Annotated in this window: 30 protein-coding genes; 12 read left to right on the top strand and 18 right to left on the bottom strand. The window is 69.0% G+C overall.

The genetic code is table 11. The features are described 5' to 3' along the window. The first annotated feature begins 92 nt into the window (after positions 1–92). The 4 genes from AC3WRV_RS07770 to AC3WRV_RS07755 all read left to right on the top strand — a co-directional run bounded on the left by AC3WRV_RS07770 (position 93) and on the right by AC3WRV_RS07755 (position 3,289). Complete coding sequence (locus AC3WRV_RS07770) at positions 93–1,235, top strand: DUF2336 domain-containing protein (protein ID WP_291839098.1); 1,143 nt, start codon at positions 93–95, stop codon at positions 1,233–1,235. Between the two features lie 31 nt (positions 1,236–1,266). Further along, positions 1,267–2,049 carry an NAD kinase gene (locus tag AC3WRV_RS07765; protein WP_492312790.1) on the top strand — a complete coding sequence of 261 codons (783 nt, stop codon included), beginning with the start codon at positions 1,267–1,269 and terminating at the stop codon, positions 2,047–2,049. A 78-nt stretch (positions 2,050–2,127) separates the two neighbouring features. After that, entirely contained in the window at positions 2,128–2,604 is a 477-nt protein-coding gene (locus AC3WRV_RS07760; RefSeq protein ID WP_492312789.1) for an Hpt domain-containing protein, read from the top strand. 154 nt (positions 2,605–2,758) lie between these two features. Beyond that, complete coding sequence (locus AC3WRV_RS07755; protein ID WP_492312788.1) at positions 2,759–3,289, top strand: hypothetical protein; 531 nt, start codon at positions 2,759–2,761, stop codon at positions 3,287–3,289. Here the strand turns inward: AC3WRV_RS07755 and spbR are convergent. Next, on the bottom strand, positions 3,286–4,428 hold the full coding sequence (spbR, locus tag AC3WRV_RS07750; protein WP_492312787.1) for a SpbR family protein: 1,143 nt from the start codon (positions 4,426–4,428) through the stop codon (positions 3,286–3,288). The two genes, AC3WRV_RS07755 and spbR, sit on opposite strands and share 4 nt — an antisense overlap. 79 nt (positions 4,429–4,507) lie before the next feature. Then, positions 4,508–5,308 carry a transglycosylase SLT domain-containing protein gene (locus tag AC3WRV_RS07745; RefSeq protein ID WP_492312786.1) on the bottom strand — a complete coding sequence of 267 codons (801 nt, stop codon included), beginning with the start codon at positions 5,306–5,308 and terminating at the stop codon, positions 4,508–4,510. Positions 5,309–5,482: 174 nt separating this feature from the next. Between AC3WRV_RS07745 and AC3WRV_RS07740 the strand changes: the two genes are divergently transcribed. Next, positions 5,483–6,220, top strand: coding sequence for a TonB family protein (locus tag AC3WRV_RS07740; RefSeq protein ID WP_492312785.1), 738 nt, complete (start codon positions 5,483–5,485; stop codon positions 6,218–6,220). Here AC3WRV_RS07740 and AC3WRV_RS07735 read toward each other — a convergent pair whose 3' ends face one another. Both AC3WRV_RS07735 and AC3WRV_RS07730 read right to left on the bottom strand, forming a co-directional pair. Next, positions 6,221–7,231 carry an NAD(P)/FAD-dependent oxidoreductase gene (locus AC3WRV_RS07735; protein ID WP_492312784.1) on the bottom strand — a complete coding sequence of 337 codons (1,011 nt, stop codon included), beginning with the start codon at positions 7,229–7,231 and terminating at the stop codon, positions 6,221–6,223. It abuts the gene before it with no gap. Between the two features lie 98 nt (positions 7,232–7,329). Beyond that, positions 7,330–9,174: a phosphoenolpyruvate carboxykinase (GTP) gene (locus AC3WRV_RS07730; RefSeq protein ID WP_492312783.1), complete on the bottom strand. Its 1,845-nt coding sequence runs from the start codon at positions 9,172–9,174 to the stop codon at positions 7,330–7,332. Between the two features lie 114 nt (positions 9,175–9,288). On the opposite strand from AC3WRV_RS07730, the gene AC3WRV_RS07725 reads away from it, so the two are divergent. Together AC3WRV_RS07725 and AC3WRV_RS07720 are read left to right on the top strand one after the other, a co-directional pair. Continuing rightward, positions 9,289–10,014, top strand: coding sequence for a DUF938 domain-containing protein (locus AC3WRV_RS07725; RefSeq protein ID WP_492312782.1), 726 nt, complete (start codon positions 9,289–9,291; stop codon positions 10,012–10,014). Position 10,015: 1 nt separating this feature from the next. Further along, a complete protein-coding gene (locus tag AC3WRV_RS07720; RefSeq protein WP_492312781.1) occupies positions 10,016–10,771 on the top strand; it encodes a pseudouridine synthase in 756 nt (251 codons plus the stop codon). On the opposite strand, the gene AC3WRV_RS07715 is transcribed toward AC3WRV_RS07720, so the two are convergent. Together AC3WRV_RS07715 and AC3WRV_RS07710 are read right to left on the bottom strand one after the other, a co-directional pair. After that, the gene (locus tag AC3WRV_RS07715; protein WP_492312780.1) at positions 10,768–11,298 is read right to left on the bottom strand and encodes a dihydrofolate reductase family protein; all 531 of its coding nucleotides are present in this window, start codon (positions 11,296–11,298) and stop codon (positions 10,768–10,770) included. The two genes, AC3WRV_RS07720 and AC3WRV_RS07715, sit on opposite strands and share 4 nt — an antisense overlap. Position 11,299: 1 nt before the next feature. Then, the gene (locus AC3WRV_RS07710; RefSeq protein ID WP_492312779.1) at positions 11,300–11,974 is read right to left on the bottom strand and encodes a glutathione S-transferase family protein; all 675 of its coding nucleotides are present in this window, start codon (positions 11,972–11,974) and stop codon (positions 11,300–11,302) included. Positions 11,975–12,055: 81 nt separating this feature from the next. Here AC3WRV_RS07710 and AC3WRV_RS07705 point away from each other — a divergent pair, with 81 nt between their 5' ends. Beyond that, positions 12,056–12,496, top strand: a complete 441-nt coding sequence (locus AC3WRV_RS07705) for a MarR family winged helix-turn-helix transcriptional regulator (RefSeq protein WP_492312778.1) — start codon at positions 12,056–12,058, stop codon at positions 12,494–12,496. A gap of 4 nt (positions 12,497–12,500) precedes the next feature. Here the strand turns inward: AC3WRV_RS07705 and AC3WRV_RS07700 are convergent, their stop codons facing one another. Together AC3WRV_RS07700 and AC3WRV_RS07695 are read right to left on the bottom strand one after the other, a co-directional pair. After that, positions 12,501–12,749, bottom strand: coding sequence for a hypothetical protein (locus tag AC3WRV_RS07700; RefSeq protein ID WP_492312777.1), 249 nt, complete (start codon positions 12,747–12,749; stop codon positions 12,501–12,503). Positions 12,750–12,960: 211 nt separating this feature from the next. Beyond that, complete coding sequence (locus tag AC3WRV_RS07695) at positions 12,961–13,716, bottom strand: MauE/DoxX family redox-associated membrane protein (RefSeq protein ID WP_492312776.1); 756 nt, start codon at positions 13,714–13,716, stop codon at positions 12,961–12,963. A gap of 71 nt (positions 13,717–13,787) precedes the next feature. Between AC3WRV_RS07695 and AC3WRV_RS07690 the strand changes: the two genes are divergently transcribed. Together AC3WRV_RS07690 and AC3WRV_RS07685 are read left to right on the top strand one after the other, a co-directional pair. Beyond that, on the top strand, positions 13,788–14,219 hold the full coding sequence (locus AC3WRV_RS07690) for a MerR family DNA-binding protein (protein WP_492312775.1): 432 nt from the start codon (positions 13,788–13,790) through the stop codon (positions 14,217–14,219). 182 nt (positions 14,220–14,401) lie between these two features. Beyond that, positions 14,402–15,070 carry a hypothetical protein gene (locus AC3WRV_RS07685; RefSeq protein WP_291835439.1) on the top strand — a complete coding sequence of 223 codons (669 nt, stop codon included), beginning with the start codon at positions 14,402–14,404 and terminating at the stop codon, positions 15,068–15,070. A 9-nt stretch (positions 15,071–15,079) separates the two neighbouring features. On the opposite strand, the gene AC3WRV_RS07680 is transcribed toward AC3WRV_RS07685, so the two are convergent. Further along, positions 15,080–15,529: a MarR family winged helix-turn-helix transcriptional regulator gene (locus tag AC3WRV_RS07680; protein WP_492312774.1), complete on the bottom strand. Its 450-nt coding sequence runs from the start codon at positions 15,527–15,529 to the stop codon at positions 15,080–15,082. A gap of 144 nt (positions 15,530–15,673) precedes the next feature. Between AC3WRV_RS07680 and AC3WRV_RS07675 the strand changes: the two genes are divergently transcribed. Further along, positions 15,674–16,447, top strand: a complete 774-nt coding sequence (locus AC3WRV_RS07675; protein ID WP_492312773.1) for an alpha/beta fold hydrolase — start codon at positions 15,674–15,676, stop codon at positions 16,445–16,447. Positions 16,448–16,516: 69 nt separating this feature from the next. Here the strand turns inward: AC3WRV_RS07675 and AC3WRV_RS07670 are convergent, their stop codons facing one another. After that, complete coding sequence (locus AC3WRV_RS07670; RefSeq protein ID WP_291835448.1) at positions 16,517–16,801, bottom strand: hypothetical protein; 285 nt, start codon at positions 16,799–16,801, stop codon at positions 16,517–16,519. Between the two features lie 116 nt (positions 16,802–16,917). After that, entirely contained in the window at positions 16,918–17,574 is a 657-nt protein-coding gene (locus AC3WRV_RS07665) for a glutathione S-transferase family protein (RefSeq protein ID WP_492312772.1), read from the bottom strand. Positions 17,575–17,681: 107 nt separating this feature from the next. Between AC3WRV_RS07665 and AC3WRV_RS07660 the strand changes: the two genes are divergently transcribed. After that, entirely contained in the window at positions 17,682–18,755 is a 1,074-nt protein-coding gene (locus AC3WRV_RS07660) for a S41 family peptidase (protein WP_492312771.1), read from the top strand. A gap of 62 nt (positions 18,756–18,817) precedes the next feature. Here AC3WRV_RS07660 and AC3WRV_RS07655 read toward each other — a convergent pair whose 3' ends face one another. The 7 genes from AC3WRV_RS07655 to AC3WRV_RS07625 form a co-directional block, all read right to left on the bottom strand. Continuing rightward, complete coding sequence (locus tag AC3WRV_RS07655) at positions 18,818–19,513, bottom strand: hypothetical protein (protein WP_492312770.1); 696 nt, start codon at positions 19,511–19,513, stop codon at positions 18,818–18,820. Positions 19,514–19,553: 40 nt separating this feature from the next. After that, a complete protein-coding gene (locus tag AC3WRV_RS07650) occupies positions 19,554–19,820 on the bottom strand; it encodes a low molecular weight protein tyrosine phosphatase family protein (protein WP_492312769.1) in 267 nt (88 codons plus the stop codon). Positions 19,821–19,884: 64 nt separating this feature from the next. After that, positions 19,885–20,427 (bottom strand): hypothetical protein, encoded by a 543-nt coding sequence (locus AC3WRV_RS07645; RefSeq protein ID WP_492312768.1) that lies wholly within the window; start codon positions 20,425–20,427, stop codon positions 19,885–19,887. Continuing rightward, positions 20,424–21,956, bottom strand: coding sequence for an acyl-CoA carboxylase subunit beta (locus AC3WRV_RS07640; RefSeq protein WP_492312767.1), 1,533 nt, complete (start codon positions 21,954–21,956; stop codon positions 20,424–20,426). The genes AC3WRV_RS07645 and AC3WRV_RS07640 overlap by 4 nt, the downstream gene beginning before the upstream one ends. A gap of 148 nt (positions 21,957–22,104) precedes the next feature. Further along, positions 22,105–22,404: a winged helix-turn-helix domain-containing protein gene (locus AC3WRV_RS07635; protein WP_291835358.1), complete on the bottom strand. Its 300-nt coding sequence runs from the start codon at positions 22,402–22,404 to the stop codon at positions 22,105–22,107. Further along, the gene (locus AC3WRV_RS07630) at positions 22,401–22,862 is read right to left on the bottom strand and encodes a hypothetical protein (protein WP_291835361.1); all 462 of its coding nucleotides are present in this window, start codon (positions 22,860–22,862) and stop codon (positions 22,401–22,403) included. Before AC3WRV_RS07630 ends, AC3WRV_RS07635 begins: the two co-directional genes overlap by 4 nt. A 79-nt stretch (positions 22,863–22,941) precedes the next feature. Continuing rightward, positions 22,942–23,703 (bottom strand): ATP12 family chaperone protein, encoded by a 762-nt coding sequence (locus AC3WRV_RS07625; protein WP_492312766.1) that lies wholly within the window; start codon positions 23,701–23,703, stop codon positions 22,942–22,944. Between the last annotated feature and the right edge of the window lie 13 nt (positions 23,704–23,716).

Below are 23,716 nucleotides of genomic sequence, written 5' to 3'. Positions count from 1 at the left end.
CGCGTCAAGATTCAGGTTCCGTTAACCGCCTCTTAGGTTGCAAGCGGTACGGTAAATCCTGCCGTAACCCTAACGGTGCGCCGGAGGCGTGTGTGACCGTTCTCGTCCAGCTCAATCCGTCCCGGTCCCCCGAGCGCGCGCCGCGCGCCGAAGACCTGCTGGCGCTGGCCCGAAACAACAGTCCCGACGCCCGCCAGAGATTGCTTCTGGGCGTCATGGCCCTGTGCGACGCCAGCCCGCCGGACGGCCAGCTGTCCCCCATCCTGGGCGAGATCTTCCTGTTCCTGGCCCGCCAGGCCGAACGCGACATCCGCAAGGCCCTGGCCAGCCGCCTGGCCCACGCCGACTGGGCCCCGCCGGCCCTGGTCAATGTGCTGGCGCTGGACGAGATCGAGATCGCCGCCCCCATCCTGGCCGCCAGCCCCGTGCTGCAGGACGAGGATCTGCTGAGGATCCTGGTCGAGGCCTCGCTGGACCACCAGATCGCCGTGGCCCGCCGTCCAGAGATCAGCGGCCGCGTCGCTGACGCCGTCATCGAGCGCGGCGTCCCCGCCGTCCTGACCGCCCTGGCCACCAACCGCACCGCCCAGATCAGCGGCGAGGGCTTCCGCCGGCTGGTCGAGCATTCGCGCCGCATCGCCGCCCTGCGCGGACCGCTGTCGCGCCACCCGCGCCTGACCGAGGCCCTGGCCGAACAGATGTACCACTGGGTCGGCGCCGCCCTGCGCGAGTCGATCGGCGCCCGCTTCCAGGTCGACGAGCGCAAGTTCGGAAACGCCGTGTACGACGCCGTCGAGGGCGTCATGCGCAAGGACCGGCCCGACGACATCCCCGAGGACACGCCCGAGCGCGAGGAGATGGAGCGCCGGCTGGTCGCCAAGCTGCAGGCCGCCGGCCAGCTGAAGCCCGCCATGCTGATCCGCGCCGTGCGCGAGAAGCGCCTCAGCCTGCTGGTCCACGGCCTGGCCGCGCTGAGCGGCTTCACCGTCAACCAGATCCGTCAGGCCCTGCGCGCGTCCAGGCCCGAGGCCCTGTATTACGCCTGTTCCGTCGTCGGCATCGACCGCGCGGTCTTCCCGACCCTGCTGACCGAACTGCGCAAGCTGAACCACGGCCTGCCCGGCGACCTGGGCGATCCGGTGTGGCAGCGCGGCGCCCTGTCGGCGACCTCCGCGGCCCGCGCCTTCCGCGCCCTGGTCGATCCGGATCCGACCGAACAGCGCATCGCCGTTTGACTTCACAGGCCCGCTCGGCTTGCGTGCGACGGTGACCTCCTCCTCCGACCGTCCTCTTCGCATCGCCTTCGCCGCCTCCGATCGACCGGAGGCCCTGGAGGCCCGCGCGCGGCTGGCCGAGCGCTACGGCTCGGTGCCCGAGGAGCAGGCCGACGTGATCGTGGCCCTGGGCGGCGACGGCTTCATGCTGGAGACCCTGCACACGGTGATGGAGCGCCGCACCCCGGTGTTCGGCATGAACCGCGGCTCGGTCGGCTTCCTGATGAACGACTATGAGGAGGACGGCCTGCTGGAAAGGCTGTCCGGCGCCGGCCGCGCGGTCATCCACCCGCTGCAGATGGACGCCTGGACGGAGTCCGGACAGGTCCACAGCGGCCTGGCCATCAACGAGGTCTCCCTGCTGCGCCAGACGCGGCAGAGCGCCAAGCTGCGCATCAGCGTCGACGGCCGCGTGCGGCTGGAGGAACTGGCCTGCGACGGCTGCCTGGTGGCCACGGCGGCGGGCTCGACCGCCTACAACCTGTCGGCCCACGGCCCGATCATCCCGCTGGATTCGCGGGTCCTGGCCCTGACCCCGATCAGCGCCTTCCGCCCCCGCCGCTGGCGCGGCGCCCTGCTGCCCCATCAGGCCACGGTCTGTTTCGAAATCCTGGAAGCCGACAAGCGCCCGGTCAGCGCCACCGCCGACAATTTCGAGGTCCGGCGGGTCACCCGCGTCGATGTGCGCGAACGCCGCGACATCGCCCTGACCATGCTGTTCGACGAGGGCCGCTCGTTCGAGGAGCGGGTGCTGGCGGAACAGTTCGCGTCCTGAGGGCAAATTCCCCCGCGTGCACGGCTTCTTAAGGTCGTTTGTGCGACCAAAAGCGCCAGTCAATTTCGGGAGCGCCCGGTGAGCAACTCTGCCCAGGTCATTCGTCCGCCCAACACCCTTCGCATGAAGGTCGGTGGCGCCTTCGGCGGCATCGACGCCAATGCGATCGCCAAGGCCGAGGAAGCCCTCAAGGCCATGTCGGCCCAATTCGGCCAGTGGCTGCAGGACGAGATCACCAAGCTGGACCAGGCCCAGGCCGACATCCGCGCCCAGGGCTATAACGCCCAGACGGCCGAGGGCCTGTATTTCCGCGCCCACGACCTGAAGGGCCTGGGCTCGACCTACCAGTATCCGCTGGTCACCCGCCTGGCCGGTTCGCTGTGCAAGATGCTGGATGATCCGGCCAAGCGCATGGCCGCGCCGCTGGTGCTGATCGACGCCCACATCGACGCCATCCGGGCCGTCGTCCGCGACCAGATCCAGACCGACGACCACCCGACCGGCAAGGTGCTGGCCGAGACGCTGGAAGCCAAGGTAGCCCAGCACTTCGCGTGATCGAATACGATCAAGAGTTTCGCGAACGCCCGCCCTCACCGGCGGGCGTTTTGCTGTGTGCGCTTCAAGCAACCTACCGACGGTAGTGAACCATTGACCTGAAGTTGCCGCATCGCTGACGATGAAGGTTCCAGTAAGCCCCGGACGGACAACCATGTCCTGGAACCGCCACTACGCCGCCGGCCTAGCCGCCCTTTACGTGGTCTCAGCGCCTGCTTGGGCGCAGGCCCAGGCCCTTGTTGGTGACCAGGGAGGGCCGCCGGCGGCGGCTGTCGTCGAGATGATCCGTGGCGAAGCCGGCGAACGCAGCACCCTGACCTTCTACAAGGATCGTGCGGGCAGCGGGTCGCCCGTTTCGTGGCGTGCTGTGCTGGTTGAAGCGAACGGCGCGGCGCGATCCGCCGCCGGGTCCTCGTGCCCCGCGCTGATCGAGGCCGTGAGCCGTCTGGAGCGCATCGCACTGCCGCGCATCGAGATCCAGCCGATCGAAACTGCAGTAGGCTCCCGGCCGACGCCGCCGAACCTGGGCTATCTCCATCAAGGCTATCGCCTCTCGATCAGAGCGGTCGCGGCTGACGGCGCGCCTGTCGAACTGACCCTTGCGCACGGCGGCGCGGGCCCCGTCCGGGATTGGCTTGAAGCGTCGATGGACGCTCTGGAGCCATGCTGGCGGTCCGAGAACTAGGCCGCCACGCCCGCGCGCGACGGGGCGGCGACCGGATCCTGGTCCAGCCGTTCCATCAGATAGGCCAGGTCCTCGCGCGGGGCGTTGGGGCGCTGGGTCAGGAAGCGTTCCAGCATCTGCTGGCGGAAGGCGTCGTCGGTGGTGTCCACGCCCTCGGCCTGCAGCGACCGCCAGGTGTCGACCCCGGCGCGGAAGGCCTGGAACAGGCGCGGCGGCAGGCCGGCCCGGTCGTAGATGGCCTTCAGGCCCAGCGGGCCGGCGTCGTGGATCATCAGCCAGGCCCGCTGGTGCGGCGCCCCGGCCAGCTCGGCCAGCCCGTGCTCGAACAGGGCCATCTGTCCCCGCGCCAGCGCCCGCAGCAGCAGGGAGCCGGTCAGGGCGCGCCGCGCATGCAGGGTGGCGACGAACTGGGACAGGTCCGCGTGGCCGGAGGCCTGATCGACCAGATCGACCGTGGCGCGTTCGCGGGCGAAGGAGGCCAGGCGGATGGCGGTCTCGGGCGCGACGGAGTGGCGGGTGACCAGATGCTCGCGCACGGCCTCGGAGGCCAGTTCGACCAGACGCTCGGTCACCGACAGCGGCAGGACCTGGCGGTAGGCCAGGGCCGCGATGATCTCGGGCGAGGCGCCGAAGCGGTCGACGCAGCGGCCCAGGGCGCTCTCGGCGATGTCGGCGTTGTCGTTGGCGGCCAGCGCCCGCACGGCGGGTTCGGCGCCCACTTCGGCCACGGCGGCGGCGACGTCGCGGCTGACCCGCGGGCGTGCGGCCACGGCGGTCTGGCGCACGACCGAGCCGGCCTGCACGATCTCGATCAGGTCCTCGTCCGAGAAGACGGGGGAGAAGTTGATCAGCGGCAGGGCCACGCTGTCGACGTCGGCGGCCAGCCGGCGGGCCACGTCGCGCGGGATCAGGTCCGAGGCCTTCAGCGTCACCGCCATGGCCCGGCGCACCAGTTCGGCGGCGTCATTGGCCAGCAGGCGCAGGATCTTGTGGGCGGCGGCGCGGTCGTGCTCGTCCAGCTCGGCCTTGTCCATGTTCCGGCACAGCTTGTGGGCGGCGGCGGCGCGCTCGTCCTCGTCGTTCGACTGGATCAGCCGACGGATGTCGATCTCGGTCAGGCTGGCGCGGTAGGCGGTCATGGGACGCTCGAGGTCTGATCAGGCGGGCAGCATCGGCCCGGTATCGTTAACGGGCGGTTCACCATGGCCGGATTCGCGCTCAGGCGTTGGTCTTCTCGTCCGGTCCGAAGGCGCCGCCGAAGCCGCCCGCCTTGCCGTCGCCGTCCTGGCCGAGCAGCAGGGCCAGCAGGCTCTGGTCCTGTTTCAGCCGATCCAGCCGCGCGGCCAGCATCTGGTCCCGCTCGGACAGCGGCGGCGCGGCGGGCAGGCCGTCGCCGGCGCCCGAGGCGGGGGCCCCGCCACCCGCCGAGCGCTGCAGGTTGGCGTGGACCTCGGCCACCGTCGCCGGGCGGCCGTCGCGGTAGAAGATCGAACGGTTGGCCGCAGCCGCCTCGGGGAAGATCGACGCGGCGCTGGAGCCCGGACGCCGGTCCATGGCCTCCATCAGCTGAGCCGCGCCCGCCGGCCCCAGGAAGTGGGCCGCGTACAGGTCGCCCGCCCCCGGCTCGCGCCCCGTGCGGCCGCGCAGATAGGCGGCGTTCTGGGCCGTCAGCTCGCCGGCCATGGTCGAGGCGGCCTGGGGATCGAAGCGCAGGTCCAGCACCACGTTGCGGGCCGAGCCCTCGACCCGCCAGCGCCCGTCCGAACCGCGATAGATCAGGTCGGCGTACTGGCCGTAGCCGTGCTTGGCGCCGTGGGCCTTCACCGTGCCCAGCCAGGTCTGCTCGATAAACTGGAACAGGCCCGAGGCGGACGAGGTCGGCGCCCGCGCATTGGGGTTCATCGCGCTTTCGCGCCGGGCGGTGCGCACGAGGAAGTCGGCGTCCACACCCGTCGCGCTGGACGCACGCCGAATGGCCGCCTCTACCCCGCCCGACGATGGAATCGCCCTGATGGTCATAATCGTTAATGCTGGGGAACTCTGGTTAATCAGACCTTAACGTGACCGCAAAGTCACGTTCTTTGGTGTGTCCAATCCCGCCAGACCCTCGCCGCAAACCCGCCCCAACGGCAGCGCTCCATTTCCGTCAGGGACGCTGTGGGGACGGCGAAAAGACAGGGAAGAAGTACGGCCATGATGATCAGAACAGCGGGCGGGCCAGGACTGGTTAGCCCCATCGACTTCCACGAACGGAAAGGCCCCGGACTGTCGCGCTCCGCCTGGATCGCGATCGGCCTGGTGGCGACGGCCCACATCGGGGTCGGCGTCGCGCTCTACTACCAACGCTTCGAGATGAAGCTGCCGCCGATAGAAGAGACCCCGCCGATGACGGGTCCGATCATCACGCTGGAGCCCCCGCCCAAGCCGAAGCCGGTGGAGAGCAAGCCGGCGGCGGAGAATCCGCCTATCCACCACCCGGACGCGCCGCCGACGACCATCGACGTCCTGAAGGTTCCGATCAATCCGGACGCCAAGCCGACCACCGGCCCGACGATCAGCTTCCCGCCGGTCGAACACCCCACGCCCGAGGCGCCGCCGGCGCGCGAGCCGGTCGCCGAGCCGCCCGCCGTGCGCGTGATCCGCGATCCCAGCTGGGTCCGCCAGCCCACGGCCGAGCAGATGATGCGCGCCTATCCGGCCCGCGCCATCGCGGCGGGAACCGCCGGTTCGGTGTCGCTGAACTGCCTGGTCGAGGCCAACGGCTCGGTCTCGGACTGCGCGGTCGCCGGTGAAACGCCGGCCGGTCAGGGCTTCGGCCGCGCCGCGCAGAACCTGTCGCGCCATTTCCGCGTCAGCCCGCGCACCGTGGACGGAGCGCCGGAAGGATCCCGGGTCGCCATCAACCTGCGCTTCGTGCCGCCGGCTGACTGATCAGGCGAACCGGTGGGGCGAGAGGGCCGAGGCTTCCGCAAGAGACGCCCGGCCCTCAAGTGCGTCCGCGACCACATGGGCCACCAGCGGCCCCAGCAGCCAGCCGTTGCGGCGCGGCGCCAGGGCCAGATAGAGGCCGTCCGCGCCGGACGGGCCCGCCATCGGCAGGCCGTCCGGCGACGCGCCCCGGATGCCGACGCGAGGTTCTCCGGCCTCGCCTTCCGCGCCGATCAGGGACAGGCCCATCTCCGCCTGACGGGCGGCGACGGTGCGGTCGGGCGCCACGCTGCGCTCGCCCGCCTCCATCGTGGCGCCGCACAGGGCGCCGTCCGCCGTCGGAGCCGCATAGCCTCCGGGCCCGCGCAGGACCCGTCCGGGCGTGGCGCAGCGCACCGGCGTCAGCTGTCCCCGGATCGGTTCGATGGCGTTGACCCGCCGCGCCACCGCGTCCGGCAGGCCCTCCAGCGCGCGCGCCGCGCCGGTGGCCAGGACCACCCGCGGCGCCGACCAGCGGCGTCCGTCGGCGGCCACCGCCGTCCACGCCTCTCCCTCGCGGGACAGACCCGCGACAGTCGCCGCAACGCGCGTGACGCCGGGGACGTCGGACAGTTGCGCCAGCGCCGTCTGGGCCTCGATCCGCCAGTCGTCGGGGGTGAACAGGCCTTCGCCTTCCCTGTGCGCCGCGAAGCCGAGGGCGTGCAGCCGGGCGACGGCCGCGTCCGGATCCGGCCCGCGCCACGCCGCGCCGTCCAGGACCAGGGTCAGGCCGCTTCGCCCGGCGAAGGCGGGCCACAGGTCGCGCCCGCGCTTCAGCAGGGCCGCATGGGCCGGCGACAGGCCGTCGATCAGGCTTTCCATCGCCGGGGCGATCATCCCCGCCGCCGCGGACGACGCATTGGGACCGCCGGGGTCGAGCACGGTCACGGCATGACCGCGCGCGGCCAGTTCGGCTGCGCTGCACAGGCCGAGCACGCCGGCGCCGATGACGATGACATCAGGGGAGGAAGACACGAGGGGTCAGATCGACCCCTCGTGGTTCTTTTGCAAGAGGCGCTATCGCTCGCCGCGCGGTCGCTCGCTGCTTGAGCGCGGGACGCCGTTTGGGTTTGCTACTCCGCCGCGATGGCGGCGGCGCGGTGGGCGTCGATGCGGGCGGTCAGGGCCGCGTGCTGGTCCCACAGGGCCTTGGGCAGGCGATCGCCGAACTTCTCGTAGAAGGCGGGGATCAGGGCGGCTTCTTCGGCCCAGACCTCGGCGTCGACGTCCAGCAGGGTGGCTAGGTCGGCGTCGGTCAGGCTCAGGCCCGACAGGTCCAGCGCCTCGGCCGACGGCACGCGGCCGACCGGGGTGTCCACGGCGGCGGCTTCACCGTCCAGCCGCTCGGCGATCCACTTCAGGACGCGGGCGTTGTCGCCGAAGCCCGGCCAGACGAACTTGCCGTCCTCGTTCTTGCGGAACCAGTTGACGAAGTAGAGGCGCGGCAGCTTGGCGGCGTCGGTCCGGCCGCCCATCGACAGCCAGTGGGCGAAATAGTCGCCCATGTTGTAGCCGCAGAAGGGCAGCATCGCGAACGGGTCGCGGCGCAGCTCGCCGATGGCGTTCTCAGCCGCGGCGGTGCCTTCCGAAGCGACCGACGAGCCCATGAACACGCCGTGCTCCCAGTCGAAGGCTTCCGTCACCAGCGGCACGGCGCTGGCGCGGCGGCCGCCGAACAGGATGGCGTCGATCGGCACGCCCTTGGGATCTTCCCACTCGGGCGCGATGGTCGGGCACTGGTGGGCCGGGGCGGCGAAGCGGGCGTTCGGGTGCGCGGCGGGCTCGCCCGAGGCCGGGTCGTGGCGCGCGCCCTTCCAGTTGGTCATCCCGGCGGGGGCTTCCTTGGACAGGCCCTCCCACCACACGTCGCCGTCGTCGGTCAGGCCGGTGTTGGTGAAGACGGTGTTCGAGGCCAGGGTCGCCAGGGCGTTCTGGTTGGTGTTGCGGCTGGTGCCCGGGGCGACGCCGAAGAAGCCGGCTTCCGGGTTCACGGCGTACAGACGGCCGTCGTCGCCGAAGCGCATCCAGGCGATGTCGTCCCCGATGGTCTCGGCCTTCCAGCCGTCCAGCGTCGGCTGGAGCATGGCCAGGTTGGTCTTGCCGCAGGCCGAGGGGAAGGCGGCGGCGACATATTTGGCGCGGCCCTTCGGATCGGTCAGCTTGAGGATGAGCATGTGCTCGGCCAGCCAGCCCTCATCGCGAGCCATGACCGAGGCGATGCGCAGGGCGTAGCATTTCTTGCCCAGCAGGGCGTTGCCGCCGTAGCCCGAACCGTAGGACCAGATCTCGCGGGTCTCGGGATAGTGGACGATCCACTTGTCCTCGTTGCAGGGCCACGGCACGTCGGCCTGGCCGTCCGCCAGCGGGGCGCCCAGGGTGTGCACGGCGGGCACGAAGACGCCGTCCTCGCCCAGCACGTCCAGAGCGGGCTGGCCCATGCGGGTCATGATGCCCATCGAGACGGCGACATAGCCGCTGTCGGTGATCTCGACGCCCAGGGCGCTGATCGGCGAGCCGAGCGGGCCCATCGAGAACGGCACGACATACATGGTCCGGCCGGCCATGCAGCCGTCGAACAGGCCGTCCATACGGGCGCGCATCTCGACCGGATCGGCCCAGTTGTTGGTCGGGCCTGCGTCAATCTCATCGGCCGAGCAGATGAAGGTGCGGCTCTCGACGCGGGCCACGTCCTTGGGGTCCGAAGCGGCGTAGTAGCTGCCCGGGCGCTTGACCGGGTCCAGCGCCTTCAGCGTGCCCTTGCCGATCAGGTCGGCGACGATCTCGGCCTTCTCGGCCTCGGAGCCGTCGCACCAGTGGACGCGGGCGGGCTTGGTCAGCGCCGCGATCTGCTCCACCCAGGCCACGAGGCCGGCATGGTTGGTCGGGGCCGGGTAAAGGCCGGGGATCGATTGGGTCACGCGGGTCTCCTGAACCGTCCTGGCCCGGCGATCTGATGCCGCCGTGGCTTCCCTTGCGTGCGTTCACGCAGTGTTTCAGCGGCAATGACACCGAAGCCGGAGGCCCGTCAACCGATGCACGTTTCAACCTCTCGCGAGGCGGCGGCGACCGGCGGCCTGCATATTTCCGGTCGCGATCCGCGCCTCGCCGGGGTATCCGGCGCCATGCAGACGATGGACGCCCTGAACCCGACTCCCGAAGGGGCCCTCGCCTCCCCGGCCTCGGTCCGCAACGCCGGGCCGATTCTGGAGGTGCTGAAGGCGCACCTGCCCGCGCGCGGCCGGGTGCTGGAGATCGCCGGCGGCAGCGGCCAGCATTCCGTCGCCTTCGCCGGCGCCCTGCCCGGCCTGACCTGGACGCCCAGCGATCCGTCGCCCGAGGCCCGCGCCAGCATGGCCGCCTGGGCCGCCCAGGCGAAGCTGCCCAACCTGGAGCCCCCGCAGGCGCTGGACATGCTGGACGAGGCGGGCTGGCCGACGGAGCAGACCGATGTCGTCGTCTGCATCAACATGATCCACATCAGCCCCTGGGCCGCGACCGAGGGCCTGATGCGGCTGGCGGGCCGCGCCCTGCGCCGCCCGGGCGGCCTGCTGGCGCTGTACGGCCCCTATCGCGAGGCCGGGGTGGACATAGCCTCGTCCAACGCCGCCTTCGACGCCGACCTGAAGCGCCGCAATCCCGACTGGGGTCTGCGCGATAGCGACTTGGTCATCGCCGAGGCCAAGGCCGCGGGCCTCGCCCCCACCCAAAGGATCGCCATGCCGGCCAACAACATCATGCTTCTGTTCCGGGCGCTCTGACATGGGCTGGACCAGGACCTACGACGGCGCCGAGCCGGTCCGGATCAACAAGTGGCTGGGTCAGTCGGGCGTCTGCTCGCGGCGCGAGGCCGACGCCCTGATCGCCGACGGCCTGGTGTCCATCGACGGCGAGATCGTGCGGGACGCCGGTCGCAAGCTGGAGACGGGCCAGACCCTGACCCTCAGCGACACGGCCACGGCGCAGCTGGCCGAGGGGATCACCGTCGTCATTCACAAGCCCGTCGGCTACGTCTCGGGCCAGCCGGAGCCGGACAAGCTGCCGGCCATCCGCCTGCTGAGCGCGGGCAATCTGATCGGCCCGGGCGAGGTCCCCGGCGACATCTCCCTGCCCCCGATCGGGCGGCTGGACGAGGACTCCCGCGGCCTGCTGCTGCTCTCGTCCGACGGGGTGGTGGCCAAGGCGGTGATCGGGCCGGAGTCCGATCTGGACAAGGAATACCTGGTCCGGGTGGCGGGCGACATCACCGAGAAGAAGCTGAAGATCCTGCGCCACGGCCTGATGCTGGACGGCCGCCAGCTGCGCCCCGCCTACGTCAGCCGGATGGAGTCGCACCGGCTGAAATTCATCCTGCGCGAGGGCCGCAACCGCCAGATCCGGCGCATGTGCGAAATGGTCGAGCTGGAGGTTGTCGACCTGATCCGCGTGCGCATCGGCCCGCTGAAGCTGGACAACCTGCCCGAGGGCAAGTGGCGCATGCTGACCGCCGAAGAGCGCGAGGCGCTGGTCGGAAGCTAGGCCGGGACGTAGGTCAGCTGGATGGCCTCCCCGCCGATGCGCTCATGCGACACGAGGCGGAGCGGCGGGCGGGGGCCGGCGAAATAGGGCCTGCCGCCGCCGGTGACGACCGGGTGCAGGTAGATCCGGTAGGCGTCGATCAAACCCAGGTCGCCGAGACTGCGCGCCAGCTCCGGCCCGCCGACCTCGATCTCGCCGTCGAGCTCGGTCTTGAGCTTGCGGACCGCCGCCTCGACGTCGTCCGAGATCAGGGTGGCGTTGGGACCGACCGAGGTGAGCGAGCGCGAGACGACCCATTTGGGGTGGGCGCGCCAGGCCTCGGCGAACTCGCGGTTCTCGGGCGACCAGGCGGGATCGTCGTGGTCCCAGTAGCGCATGATCTCGTACAGGCGGCGGCCGTAGAGGCTGCCGGCCTGCTCGCGCACCTGGTCGATGAAGTGGCGGAACAGCGTGTCGTCGGGCCCGAAGGCGTCGTGGTCGACATAGCCGTCCAGCGACTGGTTCATTCCGAAGACGAGACGCGCCACGTCAGACGCCCCCGGCCAGCGCCGGATTGTTCGCCTCCGCCGCCCTGAAGGGCTTCAGCTGGTCCGCCAGCGCCCGCTTGAACGCCGGACGGGCCTCGGCGCGGGCGACATAGTCAGCCAGGGCCGGGAAGTCGGCGAGGACGTCGGTGTGGCGCAGGTCGCGCAGGACATGGGTCATCAGGATGTCGGCGGCGCTGAACCGGTCGTTGGCGAACCAGCGGCGCCGGCCCAGGGCGGTCTGCAGGTCGCCCAGCCGCTTGCGCAGGAAGGCCTCGACCTCCGGCCGGCGGGCCTTGGCCCAGTCCTTGTCGGCGTTGAACAGATCGATGCCCGCCAGCTCGGCCACGAAGGGCTCGACACTGTTCATGGCCGCGAACAGCCAGGTCATCACCATGGCCCGGCCCGCGTCGTCAGTGGGCATCAGCTGGTCCGAGTTCTGGGCGATCCACAGCACGATGGCGCCGCTCTCGAACATCTCGACGGTGTCGTCGCGATAGGCGGGCACCTGGCCGAAGGGCTGCATGGCCCGATACTCGGGCGTGGCCTGGTCCTCGAAGCCGATCAGCCGGTCATCATAGCCCAGCCCGGCCTCTTCCAGCGCCCAGCGCACCCGGATGTCGCGGACCGAGCCCTGGGCGAAGGGCGGCACCCATTTGAAGGCGGTGACCTGGATCATGGGGCGTTCCTTCCACGCGTTCGCGGCGCTGTCCGCACCGTCGTCATTGACGAATAGGTTGATATCAACATATCAGAAGCCATGTCAAACGCCGTGCATCCCTTCGCGACGACCCTGCATATCCGCGACCACTGCCTGTGCCTGCATGCGCAGCGGGCGGCGCGGGCGCTGTCGCGGCGGTTCGACGAGGCCTTCCGCCCGCACGGGATCACCAGCGGCCAGTTCTCGCTGCTGAACAGCCTGAACCGGCCCTCCCCGCCGACTGTCGGACAGGTGGCCGAGACCCTGGCCATGGACCGTTCGACGGTGACGGCCAACCTGAAGCCGCTGGAGCGATCCGGCCTGGTGGCCACCACCATCGATCCCGAGGACCGGCGCGGACGCCGCATCGCCCTGACCGACGCCGGGCGCGACCTGCTGGCCCGGACGACGCCGGTGTGGATCGCCGAGCACGCGGCGGTCGAGGCCGAGCTGGGCGACGGCGGCGACGCCCTGCGGGCCGGGCTGCGCCGCTTGATCTGAGGCCTCAGACCCGAGCGCCGCCCTCATTGTCCCGTCGCCGGAACAGGCCGCGGACGGCGCCGGACATGTGCGCCAGCCGGGTCGTGCAGCCCTCGACCAGCCCCCGGGCGGGTAGCGGCTTGTCGCCGCGCCAGAAGCACATGTAGCAGATGAAGGGGCGACAACCGTCCAGCTCGATCCGGGTGCGCCAGTCGGCCTCGAAACAATGCGGGCAACGCACGCGCACCGCCCCTTCCAGTCCTCGCATCCACATGGGCCCTGCTCCTTTCGTCAGGATCCAGAAACCGCGATTACTCGCTATACGTGCATTAGAGATGCGCTGATTCTCGCCACCCGTCTCCTTTTCACGCCCTAGAGCGAAGTCGGTTGAGTTGGACACAGTCCACCTCGGCTCAGATTTCGCTCCAGTTTGAATCTGGACCATTTTTCGGATTCAGGTCGTTCCGACCTGAAGCAAAAATGGTCTAGTGCATAAAGGCCAGCATCCAGACGGCCATGGCGATCATCATCAGGTTCTCGGTCAGGGAGACGAAACCCAGCGGGACGTTGGACGATCCGCCGACGCAGGCGCACTTCAACTCACGCTTGTCGATATAGACGGCCTTGAATACCGAGACCGCGCCGATCCCGCCGATGACCAGCGCCAGCGGCGCGGAGAACCAGGTCAGGACGCCCGCCAGCATCAGGACGCCCGCGCCCAGCTCCGCGAACGGATAGACATAGCCGTAGGGAACCCAGCGCTGGGCCAGCAGGTCGTAGTTCAGGAACATGGTCGAGAATTTCTCGATGTCCTGCAGCTTCAGCATGGCCAGCAGACACATGGCCACGGCGATGAAGGCCGGGATCACGCCGGCCAGCACCGGGCCGTCCTTCAGCCAGGCGATGGGCAGGGCGATCAGCAGGGCCACGGCGAAGACGGCCAGGACGGGCACATAGCTGGTGGCGCCGGGATCGGGCACGCGCTGGCCGAAGTGGCGGCGCAGGTCGTCGTAGCCGCCGATGCGGACGCCCCCGATGAAGGTCTGGGGCGTGGTCTTGACCCCGTGCTCGGCCTTGAAGGCGTCGGTCTGGGCGCGGGTGGTCAGGTGGCGGTCCTCGACCGTGAACCCCTTGCTCTTCAGCAGCCACAGCGCCTTTCGGCCGTAGGGACAGACGTGGTCGGGCATGACCATGCGGTAGACGACGGCGGTCTTCGGGCCGGCGGATCGGGGGGCTGACATCGGCGGAAATCTCCTTGCCTCAAAGCGGACCCGCCCCATGTAGGTTCCGGACCATGGTACGGAGTCAAGCGATGTCGGGAACGTCCCGCGAGATGACCATCGCCCGGCTGGCGCAGGCCGGCGGCGTGGGGGTGGAGACGGTGCGCTATTATCAGCGGCGCGGCCTGCTGGAGACGCCGGAACGGCCGCGGACCGGCGGGTCGGGCGGCGGGACGCGGCGCTATGGCCCCGCGGCGGTGCGGCGGCTGCGCTTCATCCGCTCGGCCCAGGCGGCGGGGTTCACCCTGGAACAGATCGGCGAACTGCTGACGCTGGACGCGAGCGACGACCGGGCCCGGGCGCGGGAGCTGGCGCAGTCGCGGCTGACCGAGCTGGACGCGCTGATCGCCGAGCTGGAGACGGCGCGGGCGGCGCTGACCCGGCTGGCCGATGCCTGCGGCGACGGCCGGACGGGTCCCTGCCCGATCATCACGGCGTTCGAGGGAGACGGCGCCGCGCGCTGAAAAAAAACGGGTGCGAAGAGTGCGGAAGGAAAACGCCGTCCGAAGCGTCCGATGCGTCCGGACCGAGACGCGGAAGGCTTGGTTGTCAAAGACCCGAAGCCGCAGCCTAGCGGGTCCGGACGTCAGAAATGGACGCGCCGCCGTTCGGGGGTAAGCTGGCGGCCATGACCGGGAGCGGCCCCATGAACGTCCTGACCATCCTGAGGTCCGTCGAGGAGCTGCTCTACGAGGTCATGTCGTGGCTGCTGTTCTATCCGCGCACCCTGTTCATGACCCTGCGTCACCCGCTCAAGACCATGCGCTATTCGGACAGCGAGCAGCGCGACAAGCCGGACCAGCAGTATCTGGAGACCCTGAGCCCGCCGCTGTTCCTGGTGCTGAGCATCCTGCTGGCGCACGGGATCGAGATGGCGTTCGGCTTCCGGGTCGAGGGCGTCGGCCACACCGCCCTGGGCCAGATGATCACGGGCAACGACCAGAATCTGCTGGCCTATCGCGCCCTGATCTTCAGCCTCAGCCCCCTGCTGTTCGCCTGGACCTTCCTGAAGCTGTCGGGGCGCAAGATCGACCGCGACACCCTGCGCACGCCCTTCTTCTCGCAATGCTACCTGGCCGGCGCCACCGCGATGCTGATCAGCCTGGCCACCCTGGGGGTGCGCGATCCGCGGGAGTGGACGACGCTGGCGGGGGTGGCCGTCGTGCTGATCGTGACCGTCTGGTACCTGGTCATCCAGCACCGGTGGCTGATGCAGGTGGCGGGCGTGACGCGCCCGCGCGCCTGGTTCTGGTCGATCGGGACCTTCGGCGCGGCGATGGGACTTATGGTGGCGGTCAATCTGGTCGCGTCGTAGCGCCCCCCTTCAGACGTCCCCGTCCTTCGACCGCGCCACGGCGTCGGCCAGCCCCCGGACCTTGATGTTCAGGTCCATGAGCTCGGGCACCGTCAGGCCCGAGCGGTTCAGCAGTTCGTCCAGCAGGCAGCCGGCGCGGGATTCCAGATCCTGGCCCTTCTGCGTCAGCCCGACCACCACCTGGCGCTCGTCGTCGGGATTGCGGCGACGGTCGACCAGCCCGGCCTGCTCCATGCGCTTGACCAGGGGGGTGATGGTGCTGGGCTCCAGATCCAGGCGCTCGGCGATGCCGCCGACGGTGTGGGGGCCGCCCTCCCACAGGGTGCTGAGCACCAGATACTGCGGATAGGTCAGGCCCAGCTCGTCCAGCAGCGGCTTGTAGGCGCGGTTGATGGCGATGCCGGCGGCGTAGATCGAGAAGCAGAGCTGCCCCTGCAGGGGCACGGCGGGTTTGGGCATGATAGTCTCCTTCACGCCTGAATATGGGGCTTTCGCGAGAAAATACATATCGCGATAAAAAATATCTGGACAATGATCCGAGGCGAGCGTACCCGACAATTATCGCGATAACATTTATCGCATAAACATGAAGAGGAAACGATCATGACCACCGCTCGCAAACTGATGGCCTCCGCCGCCCTCGCCGGGGCTGTCTTCGCCGCTGACGGCGCCCTGGCTCAACAGGCCGGTTCCGTGAAGAACGTCGTGCTGGTGCACGGCGCCTTCGTCGACGGCTCGGGCTGGAGAGGCGTCTACGACCTGCTGACCGCCGACGGCTACAACGTCGCCATCGTGCAGAACCCGACGGCGACCCTGGCCGCCGACGTGGCCCTCACCCGCCGCGTGATCGCGGGCATGGACGGCCCGGTCATCCTGGTCGGCCACTCGTACGGCGGCGTGGTGATCTCGGAAGCCGGGACCGACCCCAAGGTCGCGGGCGTGGTCTATATCGCCGCCTTCGCGCCGGACGCCGGTGAATCGGTCTCGACCCTGATCGCCAATCCGCCGGCCGGCGCGCCCGTGCCGCCGATCCTGCCGCCGCAGGACGGTTTCCTGTCGCTGGACCGGTCCAAGTTCGCGGCCTCCTTCGCCGCCGACCTGCCGGCGGCCGACGCGGCCTTCATGGCCGACTCCCAGCAGCCGTGGGGCGTCGAGGCCCTGGCCGGCGCGGTCACCACCCCCGCCTGGCGCGTCAAGCCCAGCTGGTACCTGGTCGCCGCCGAGGACCGCATGATCCCGCCCCCGGCCCAGCGCATGATGGCCGCCCGCGCCGGCGCCACGGTGTCGGAAAGCACCGGCAGCCACTCGGTCTATGTCTCGCAGCCCCGCGCGGTGGCGAATGTGATCGAACAGGCCGCCCACGCCGTCGCCCACTAAGCCTGCCCCCGGAAACGAAGAGGCCGCCCGGATCCCGGGCGGCCTCGACGTCGTCTGGGCGATGACCGCCTATTCGATCGGGCCGGGGCCCCAACCGCCGCAGTAGAAGATGGGCGTGGTGTCGTAATAGCCGGACGGCACATAGGCCCGCTGGACCCAGATGTTGGAGCCGAAGCCGCGGCAGCCGATGTCCGAGACCTCGCCGCCGACGATGGTCTTGGCCGCGTCTTCGTACCAGACGTAGTGATAGCCGGTCCATTCGGGCGGCCACTCCTGGGCCTTCATGCCCATGGCGCCGAACGCGGCGAACACCACGGCCGAGACGACGGCTACGCTTCTGATCTTCCTCAACATGCAGACCTCCCTGGAATGCGCCTCACGCGCGAACTGGAAGGGAGACCGCGAACGGCCGGATCGCAACTCAAAGTTCCGTGTCGTTAACGAAATCGCCCTTGGGTTGGCCCACAGCGTCAGCCGAACGCGGCCTCCACCACGCCCAGTCGCGCGGCGTAGAGTTCGCGGGTCCGCAACCAGGCCGGGCGGGCCAGGGCGCGGGCGTAGAAGGCGCGGACGTTGGGGTAGTCGTCCATCAGCTCGGCCTCGCGGATTTCGCGCAGGACGGTGGCCATCAGGATGTCGGCGACGGTGAAGTCGCCGCCCATGATCCACGCCCTGCCCTCCAGCCGGCGTTCCACCCCCTCCAGCCAGCGGCGGCCGATCATGACCAGGAAGTCGCGGGCCGCCGGGTCCGCGCCCATGAAGCCCGCGTCGAACATCGAGATCATCGACAGGGCGGGCGAGACGGTGGCCACGGCGGCGAAGCACCACTGAACCACGTGGGCGCGGCCCTCCGGATCCGGCGGCGTCAGCCGGCCCGAGGTCTCGGCCAGATGGATCAGGATGGCGGCGGATTCCGACAGGACCAGGCCGTCGTGCTCGAGCACGGGAATCTGATTGAACGGGCTGAGGGCCGAGAACTCCGGCCCGTTGGTCTCGCCGCCCAGATAGTTCCAGGCGCGGACCTGGTAGGGCAGCCCCATCTCCTCCAGCGCCCACTGGATGCGCATGTCCTTGGTCTCGCCGACCCCGCCGGGGAACATGTTGCCGAAGCCGTGCAGGGTGATCATGGGGCGATACTGCTCCTTCTCCCCGTACAGGAGAAGATGGCCCGCGTGCATCCAGACGCCGGGCTCGCGGCCTCTCCGCCTTGGGAAACTAATGAGGGGAGCCTTCCATGATCCGACACCTTGCGGCCGTTTGCGTGGCCGTCATCGCCCTGGCCTTCACGCCCGTCGCGGCCCGGGCGCAGCCGGGACCGCCGCCGGATCCGGCCGGCGTGACCCTGAGCGCCGACGAGACCCGCGCCGTCGTGCTGTCACTGGCCCAGGTGCTGCGCGAACGCTTCGCCTTCCGCGAACGGGGCGCCGCCGCCGCGCGCGAGATCGAAGCCATGGAAGGCCGCGGAGAGTTCCGCGGCGCCCGCACCGCCGCCGACCTGCTGGCGCTGATCAACAGCCGCGTCGCGCCGGTGGTGAACGACCGGCATTTCCGCATCCGCTACATGGGGCCCGAGATCATCGCCGGGTTCAGCGACGGCCCGCCGCCTCCGGAAGAGGTCGCCGCCTACCACGAGGAAGTCCGCCTGCGCGGGTCGGAGATCCCCGAAGTGCGCTGGCTGGCGGGCAATGTCGGCTACCTGCGGATCAACCGGTTCATGGACGCCCCGCCCATCGCCGAGAAGCTGGCGGCGGCGATGGGCATGCTGGCCGACACGGGCGCCCTGATCATCGACGTGCGCGGCGCGCCGGGCGGCGAGCCGGCCGGGGTGGCCAACGCCATCGGGCACCTGGTCGACCGGCCCACGCCCACGGTCCACGTCTTCGATCCCGACGGGCCGGCCGAGGGCCGCATCTATCAGGCGGCGCCCCGCACGCCCGCCTTCACCGGCCGCCCCGTCTATGTGCTGATCGACCGCAAGACCGGCTCCGGCGCCGAGGAGTTCGCCTATGACCTACAGGCCATGGGGCGCGCCACCCTGGTGGGCCAGACCACCTGGGGCGGCGCCACGCCCGGCGGTTACCGCCCCTTGGCCGCGGGCTTCGCCGCCTTCATCCCGATGCAGATCGTCACCAACACCGTGACCGGCGCCAACTGGGAAGGCGTGGGGGTCAGGCCCGATGTCGAGGTTGCGGCCGATGAGGCCCTGACCGTCGCCCACCGGCTGGCGCTGGAAGCCGTCCTGCGCGACGCCCAGGGCGTCCGGCGCGCCATCGCCGAGGAGGGGCTGGCGTCACTGACGGGCGGCTAACGCGGGATCGGGCGGGGTCAAAGGTAGGGCCCCACCTTTTTCGCAGAGCTCCCGATCAGCACTTAGTATCCTCGATCACGTACAGCATCCGGCAAGGTGTCGGCGATCCCCCAGAACCTAATGATAGCGCTCGCATATTTGCGGATTCGATCCTCGCCTATCCGCATCGTCTCTGCATGGAGATAACTTTCTTCGACCCAGTCATGATCTTCCAACGTGAGATCATGCCAAAGATCTGGAGAGCCCTCCCGGAGCGCCGCGACAGAGCGGCCGTTACCATGGCGTAGCACATTGCCAACCAAGACTAGCTCGAGCAAAATTTGACGCAAAACTGGAACATCGGACTGGTCCGGCAATCTGGCTAAACCAACGTCTAGAACCACTTCAAATGGCAACGTGCCGGCCTTCAACGTCCTGCTTCGAAATAACCAACGCCGAAGATGGCGTTCGAACATCGCCGCGAGTGTAAGAACAAACGCGCCGCGTGCGTCCGCTGCTGCTGCGTTGTCGAATCCCTTCTGAGCTCGATCAAGAAATTCGTCCTGCGTTCGTGCGCGGCCGATAATTTCTAGGTCGTGTGTGGGCAGAATGGCCAAGCTCGGGATGATCACCCGTTCAATGAGTCGCGCAGTGATGTTCTGGCAAAGGCGAGGGTGGAGGTCCCGCTCCTCGTGCATCGGACGATTGATGGGGACTTGTAGCGACTTGGAGATCGAGTTGATCGACCGCACGAAAGAAAACAGCTGTTTCAAACTCATGGGCCTCTCCAAGCTCGGCAAGCAAGCGCTTCATCCTTACCTAACCCAGCAGATACGGCCCCACCTTCTTCTCCAGCAGGGTCACCAGCTCCGGCTGCATGAAGGCGTAGTCGTCGGGGATGTCGAGGCAGATGACGCGGGCGCGCTTCAGATGGGCCCTGAAGCGGCGCTGCAGCCGGGCGCGATGGGCGCGCTCCATGACGAAGATGATGTCGGCCCATTCGACCAGCTCTGCCGAGCAGTGCTCCTCCGCGTCCGGCGCCAGGCCGGCGGAGGCGGTCTCGACGCCGGGCCGCGACGCGAACACCTGCTCGGCCGTGGGGGAGCGGAGGCGGTTGCGGGAGCAGAGGAAGAGGAGGTTGGTCAGGGGCTTAAGCGAGAACGACTAGATTGCCCAACGTTGTTGCTACCGCGACGCCAAACGACAACATCGCAAGGCCCCGAAACAAACGCAGAAAGCCGGACATCGTGACTCGCCACTCCCTGAACGAAGCTCTCGCATCCTCATTTCCAGCAATGGTAAAATTAATCGTCTTAACTTGAAATCGACGATATAGCTCGCTCAGATACAGAGAAGTAAACCCAAAAACTAGACCAGCAAAAAACAGCGACGCTGGCAATACAACAAATGCTGCTCCTTCCGTTAGGCTCTGCCTCTCCGCGACAAAAGCAAAGGCCCCCACCAGTCCAGCACCGTTGCCAATAACGGTATAGGTAGCAGTTCTTTGACGAGCCTCGTCAAAGCGTGCGTACGCACGCTCCCGAGCATAAAGTAACCGTTCATGTCGGTCTGACTTGAGGTCGGCATGAGGCCTTGGCGGCAGCCATCGAATATTGTCAAGCTGACCCACCTCTCGAAGAAGCTTGATCCAGCCAGCCTTGGATTTGAAACTTTTTGAGCCGAAATCACTCATAGCGGAATATTATCGTGCTTCTTCCACGGGTTCTCCTGAACCTTGTTCTTCAGCGTCCGTAGCGCCTTGATCAGGCGCCGCCGCGTCCCGTGCGGCATGATCACGTCGTCGATGTAGCCGAGGCCCGCGGCCACGAACGGGTTGGCGAAGCGTTCCTTGTACTCGGCCTCGCGGGCGGCCAGGGCCTCGGGGTCGCCGGCCTCCTTGCGGAAGATGATCTCGACCGCGCCCTTGGCGCCCATGACGGCGATCTCGGCCGAGGGCCAGGCGTAGTTGACGTCGCCGCGCAGGTGTTTGCTGCTCATCACGTCATAGGCGCCGCCGTAGGCCTTGCGGGTGATGACGGTCAGCTTGGGCACGGTGGCCTCGGCGTAGGCGAACAGCAGCTTGGCGCCGTGCTTGATCAGGGCGCCGTACTCCTGACGGGTGCCGGGCATGAAGCCGGGCACGTCGACGAAGGTGACCAGCGGGATGTCGAAGGCGTCGCAGAAGCGCACGAAGCGGGCGGCCTTGCGGCTGGAGTCGATGTCGAGGACCCCGGCCAGCACCTGCGGCTGGTTGGCGACGATGCCGACCGACTGGCCGTCCAGGCGGCCGAAGCCGCAGACGATGTTGCGGGCGAAGTCGGCGCCGATCTCGAAGAACTCGGCCTCGTCGACCGTCTTCAGGATCAGCTCCTTGATGTCATAGGGCTGGTTCGGATTGGCCGGGACCAGGGTGTCGAGCGAGGCCTCGTCGCGGTCGGGATCGTCGTAGCTTTCGCGGACCGGCGGCTTCTCGCGGTTGGACAGGGGCAGGAAGCCGATCAGGCGGCGGACCTCGCTGAGGGCCTCCAGGTCGTTCTCGAAGGCGCCGTCGGCGACGCCCGACTTGCCGGCGTGGACGCGGGCGCCGCCCAGGTCCTCGTGGGTGACGACCTCGTTGGTGACCGTCTTCACCACGTCGGGGCCGGTCACGTACATGTAGGAGGTGTCCTTCACCATGAAGATGAAGTCGGTGATGGCCGGCGAATAGACGTCGCCGCCCGCGCACGGGCCCATGATGACGCTGATCTGGGGGATGACGCCCGAGGCCAGGGTGTTCTGCAGGAAGATGTCGGCGTAGCCGGCCAGCGATTCCACCCCCTCCTGGATGCGGGCGCCGCCGGCGTCGAACAGGCCGATGATCGGCGCGCCGGTGGTCAGGGCCATCTTCTGCAGCTTGACGATCTTGGCCGCGTGGGCGCCCGACAGGGAGCCGCCGAAGACGGTGAAGTCCTTGGAGAAGACATAGACCAGACGGCCGCCGATGGTGCCGCGTCCGGTGACGACGCCGTCGCCGGGGACGCGCTGCTTCTCCATGCCGAAGTCGTGCGAGCGGTGCTCGACGAACATGTCGGTCTCCTCGAAGGAGCCCTCGTCCAGCAGGACCTCGATCCGCTCGCGCGCGGTCAGCTTGCCCTTGGCGTGCTGGGCTTCGATCCGCTTCTCGCCGCCGCCGAGACGGGCGGCCGCGCGGCGGGCTTCAAGCTTGTCGAGGATGTCTTGCATGGGGCGTCTCCTTGAGCGCTGGCTTAAGGAGACGCGGGGGCGGAGGCAAGCGGCGGGGGGCGAGGTCAGTGAAGAGTGCTCGTGAGCAAAGGGGTGAGCGGGCCCCGCACTGGCAGTGCTCACCACTTGCTCACCCCTTGCTCACTATTTACTCGCCCGCGATCCCCGCCAGCCTTTGCAGCTCCGCCACATGGCCGGCGAAGGCCGTCCGCCCCGCCGCCGTCAGACTGGCCCAAGTGCGTTGGCGGCCGTCGGCGGCGGCCTTGCGCAGCTTGATATGGCCCGCCTCCTCCAGCGCCTTGAGGTGTTTGGACAGGACCGAGTCCGAGACCTCTAGCGTGTCGCGGATCATGGCGAATTCGGCCTCGTCGGCCGCCGACAGGATGCCGCAGATCTGCAGCCGGCCGGGGGCGTGGATGGCCGCGTCGAAACGGGGCGCGGGCCTCAACGGTCCAGCCTCATCTCGGCGCGATAGACCCGGCGCCACAGGCGCGAGCCGATCAGGGCGACAATGAAGCCGGCGGCGGCGGCGATGGCGGCGATCAACGGAACCGGCGTCTCCGGCGACATGCGCCGCACGATGGCCAGGCCGACGATGCAGGCGGCGAACAGCAGGCCGATGCCGATGGCCACCCAGCGCGCCCATTTGGGCGAGACGCCGGTCAGCTTCAGGCCGGTGCGGCGGGTCTCCTTCTGGAAGATCACCACCAGTCCCATCAAGCCGACAGTGCTCGCGACGACGTTGAACGGCGCGTCGAAGGCCTGCCCCCCGACCATGCCGGCCATGAGAGCGGAATAGGTCAGGTCGTAGCGCCAGCCGCCGGTGGCGACGCGGTCGTGCACGGCGCGGCGGGACTTCTCAATGGCGGCGAGCGCCTCGGTCGGGGTCTGGTGGTCGTCGGTCATGGCGTGTTTCTCACTTTCCGATGTGGAAACTGACGCAGACTTTCCGGATTGGCAAGTGAAAACTTTCCGAGTTGGAAAGTCAGCCTTCCAGCGCCCGGAACCACCGGTCGAACAGGACGGCCTCGGCGCGGCGGAAGGCGGTGCGGGCGGCGTTGTCCTCGTCCACGCCCCAGCGGCTTTCCTGGAAGGCTTCATCGATGCGGGACAGGTCGAAGGCCAGCTCGCCCGACAGCGCCCCGCGCAGCACCGCCAGCCCGAGCACGGCCGAGCCCAGCAGGGGGACCAGCGCCGCCAGGCCGGTCAGGGCGAAATCGTCGAGCTCCAGCGCCAGTTCGCGCACGCGGGCGACGGCGGCGGGGTCCTGGGCCGTGTGGAGGAGGCCTTCGGCGACTTGGAGCGGGACGCCCAGCTCGCGGGCCCAGTCGCGCCACGGGGTCCACTCGCGCGCCTGCTGTTCGACCAGCGAGCCGGGCGCCTCGGCCGGATAGCAGAGCAGGTCCGAGCCGGCGTAGGCGGCGACCTCGTCGGCGACGGCCTCGCGCACCTGGCTGACACGGTCGATGGCGGTGGAGGCCAGGCGGGTGGCGGGCATGGTCCCGGGCTCGATGAACTCGCCCTGGGCGGCCCATTCGTCCGCGACCATGCGGGCGGCGGCTTCGGTCGGCAGGGTCAGCTTCGCATGCGCCGGGGTCTTGGGCGCGCGGCCGTCCAGCAGGACGCTCCAGCCGCCCTCCCCTTCGGCCACATCGACCGTCTTCCAGAAGCGCTTCAGCCGCTCCTCGGATTCGCGGAAGCCCTTGCGGGCGGCGACCATGGGATCGAGGGGGGGAATGTGGCTCATCGTGTATCTCGAA

The sequence above is a fragment of the Brevundimonas sp. EU05-FHT14B11 genome (assembly GCF_058790835.1).
Note: the sequence above shows the minus strand (reverse complement) of the source record. Positions and strands in the feature narration are given on the sequence as shown.

What these genes read in the sequence shown, in the direction of transcription:
- AC3WRV_RS07745 (WP_492312786.1), bottom strand. Translation starts at nt 5,308, where the DNA reads ATGACCATCAGGGCGATTCCATCGTCGGGCGGGGTAGAGGCGGCCATT.
- spbR (WP_492312787.1), bottom strand. Translation starts at nt 4,428, where the DNA reads ATGACCGCCTACCGCGCCAGCCTGACCGAGATCGACATCCGTCGGCTG.
- AC3WRV_RS07705 (WP_492312778.1), top strand. Translation starts at nt 12,056, where the DNA reads ATGTCAAACGCCGTGCATCCCTTCGCGACGACCCTGCATATCCGCGAC.
- AC3WRV_RS07645 (WP_492312768.1), bottom strand. Translation starts at nt 20,427, where the DNA reads ATGAGTGATTTCGGCTCAAAAAGTTTCAAATCCAAGGCTGGCTGGATC.
- AC3WRV_RS07665 (WP_492312772.1), bottom strand. Translation starts at nt 17,574, where the DNA reads ATGATCACCCTGCACGGCTTCGGCAACATGTTCCCCGGCGGGGTCGGC.
- AC3WRV_RS07670 (WP_291835448.1), bottom strand. Translation starts at nt 16,801, where the DNA reads ATGTTGAGGAAGATCAGAAGCGTAGCCGTCGTCTCGGCCGTGGTGTTC.
- AC3WRV_RS07740 (WP_492312785.1), top strand. Translation starts at nt 5,483, where the DNA reads ATGATGATCAGAACAGCGGGCGGGCCAGGACTGGTTAGCCCCATCGAC.
- AC3WRV_RS07660 (WP_492312771.1), top strand. Translation starts at nt 17,682, where the DNA reads ATGATCCGACACCTTGCGGCCGTTTGCGTGGCCGTCATCGCCCTGGCC.
- AC3WRV_RS07710 (WP_492312779.1), bottom strand. Translation starts at nt 11,974, where the DNA reads ATGATCCAGGTCACCGCCTTCAAATGGGTGCCGCCCTTCGCCCAGGGC.
- AC3WRV_RS07755 (WP_492312788.1), top strand. Translation starts at nt 2,759, where the DNA reads ATGTCCTGGAACCGCCACTACGCCGCCGGCCTAGCCGCCCTTTACGTG.
- AC3WRV_RS07675 (WP_492312773.1), top strand. Translation starts at nt 15,674, where the DNA reads ATGACCACCGCTCGCAAACTGATGGCCTCCGCCGCCCTCGCCGGGGCT.
- AC3WRV_RS07700 (WP_492312777.1), bottom strand. Translation starts at nt 12,749, where the DNA reads ATGTGGATGCGAGGACTGGAAGGGGCGGTGCGCGTGCGTTGCCCGCAT.
- AC3WRV_RS07640 (WP_492312767.1), bottom strand. Translation starts at nt 21,956, where the DNA reads ATGCAAGACATCCTCGACAAGCTTGAAGCCCGCCGCGCGGCCGCCCGT.
- AC3WRV_RS07690 (WP_492312775.1), top strand. Translation starts at nt 13,788, where the DNA reads ATGTCGGGAACGTCCCGCGAGATGACCATCGCCCGGCTGGCGCAGGCC.
- AC3WRV_RS07680 (WP_492312774.1), bottom strand. Translation starts at nt 15,529, where the DNA reads ATGCCCAAACCCGCCGTGCCCCTGCAGGGGCAGCTCTGCTTCTCGATC.
- AC3WRV_RS07725 (WP_492312782.1), top strand. Translation starts at nt 9,289, where the DNA reads ATGCACGTTTCAACCTCTCGCGAGGCGGCGGCGACCGGCGGCCTGCAT.
- AC3WRV_RS07695 (WP_492312776.1), bottom strand. Translation starts at nt 13,716, where the DNA reads ATGTCAGCCCCCCGATCCGCCGGCCCGAAGACCGCCGTCGTCTACCGC.
- AC3WRV_RS07625 (WP_492312766.1), bottom strand. Translation starts at nt 23,703, where the DNA reads ATGAGCCACATTCCCCCCCTCGATCCCATGGTCGCCGCCCGCAAGGGC.
- AC3WRV_RS07685 (WP_291835439.1), top strand. Translation starts at nt 14,402, where the DNA reads ATGAACGTCCTGACCATCCTGAGGTCCGTCGAGGAGCTGCTCTACGAG.
- AC3WRV_RS07655 (WP_492312770.1), bottom strand. Translation starts at nt 19,513, where the DNA reads ATGAGTTTGAAACAGCTGTTTTCTTTCGTGCGGTCGATCAACTCGATC.
- AC3WRV_RS07720 (WP_492312781.1), top strand. Translation starts at nt 10,016, where the DNA reads ATGGGCTGGACCAGGACCTACGACGGCGCCGAGCCGGTCCGGATCAAC.
- AC3WRV_RS07630 (WP_291835361.1), bottom strand. Translation starts at nt 22,862, where the DNA reads ATGACCGACGACCACCAGACCCCGACCGAGGCGCTCGCCGCCATTGAG.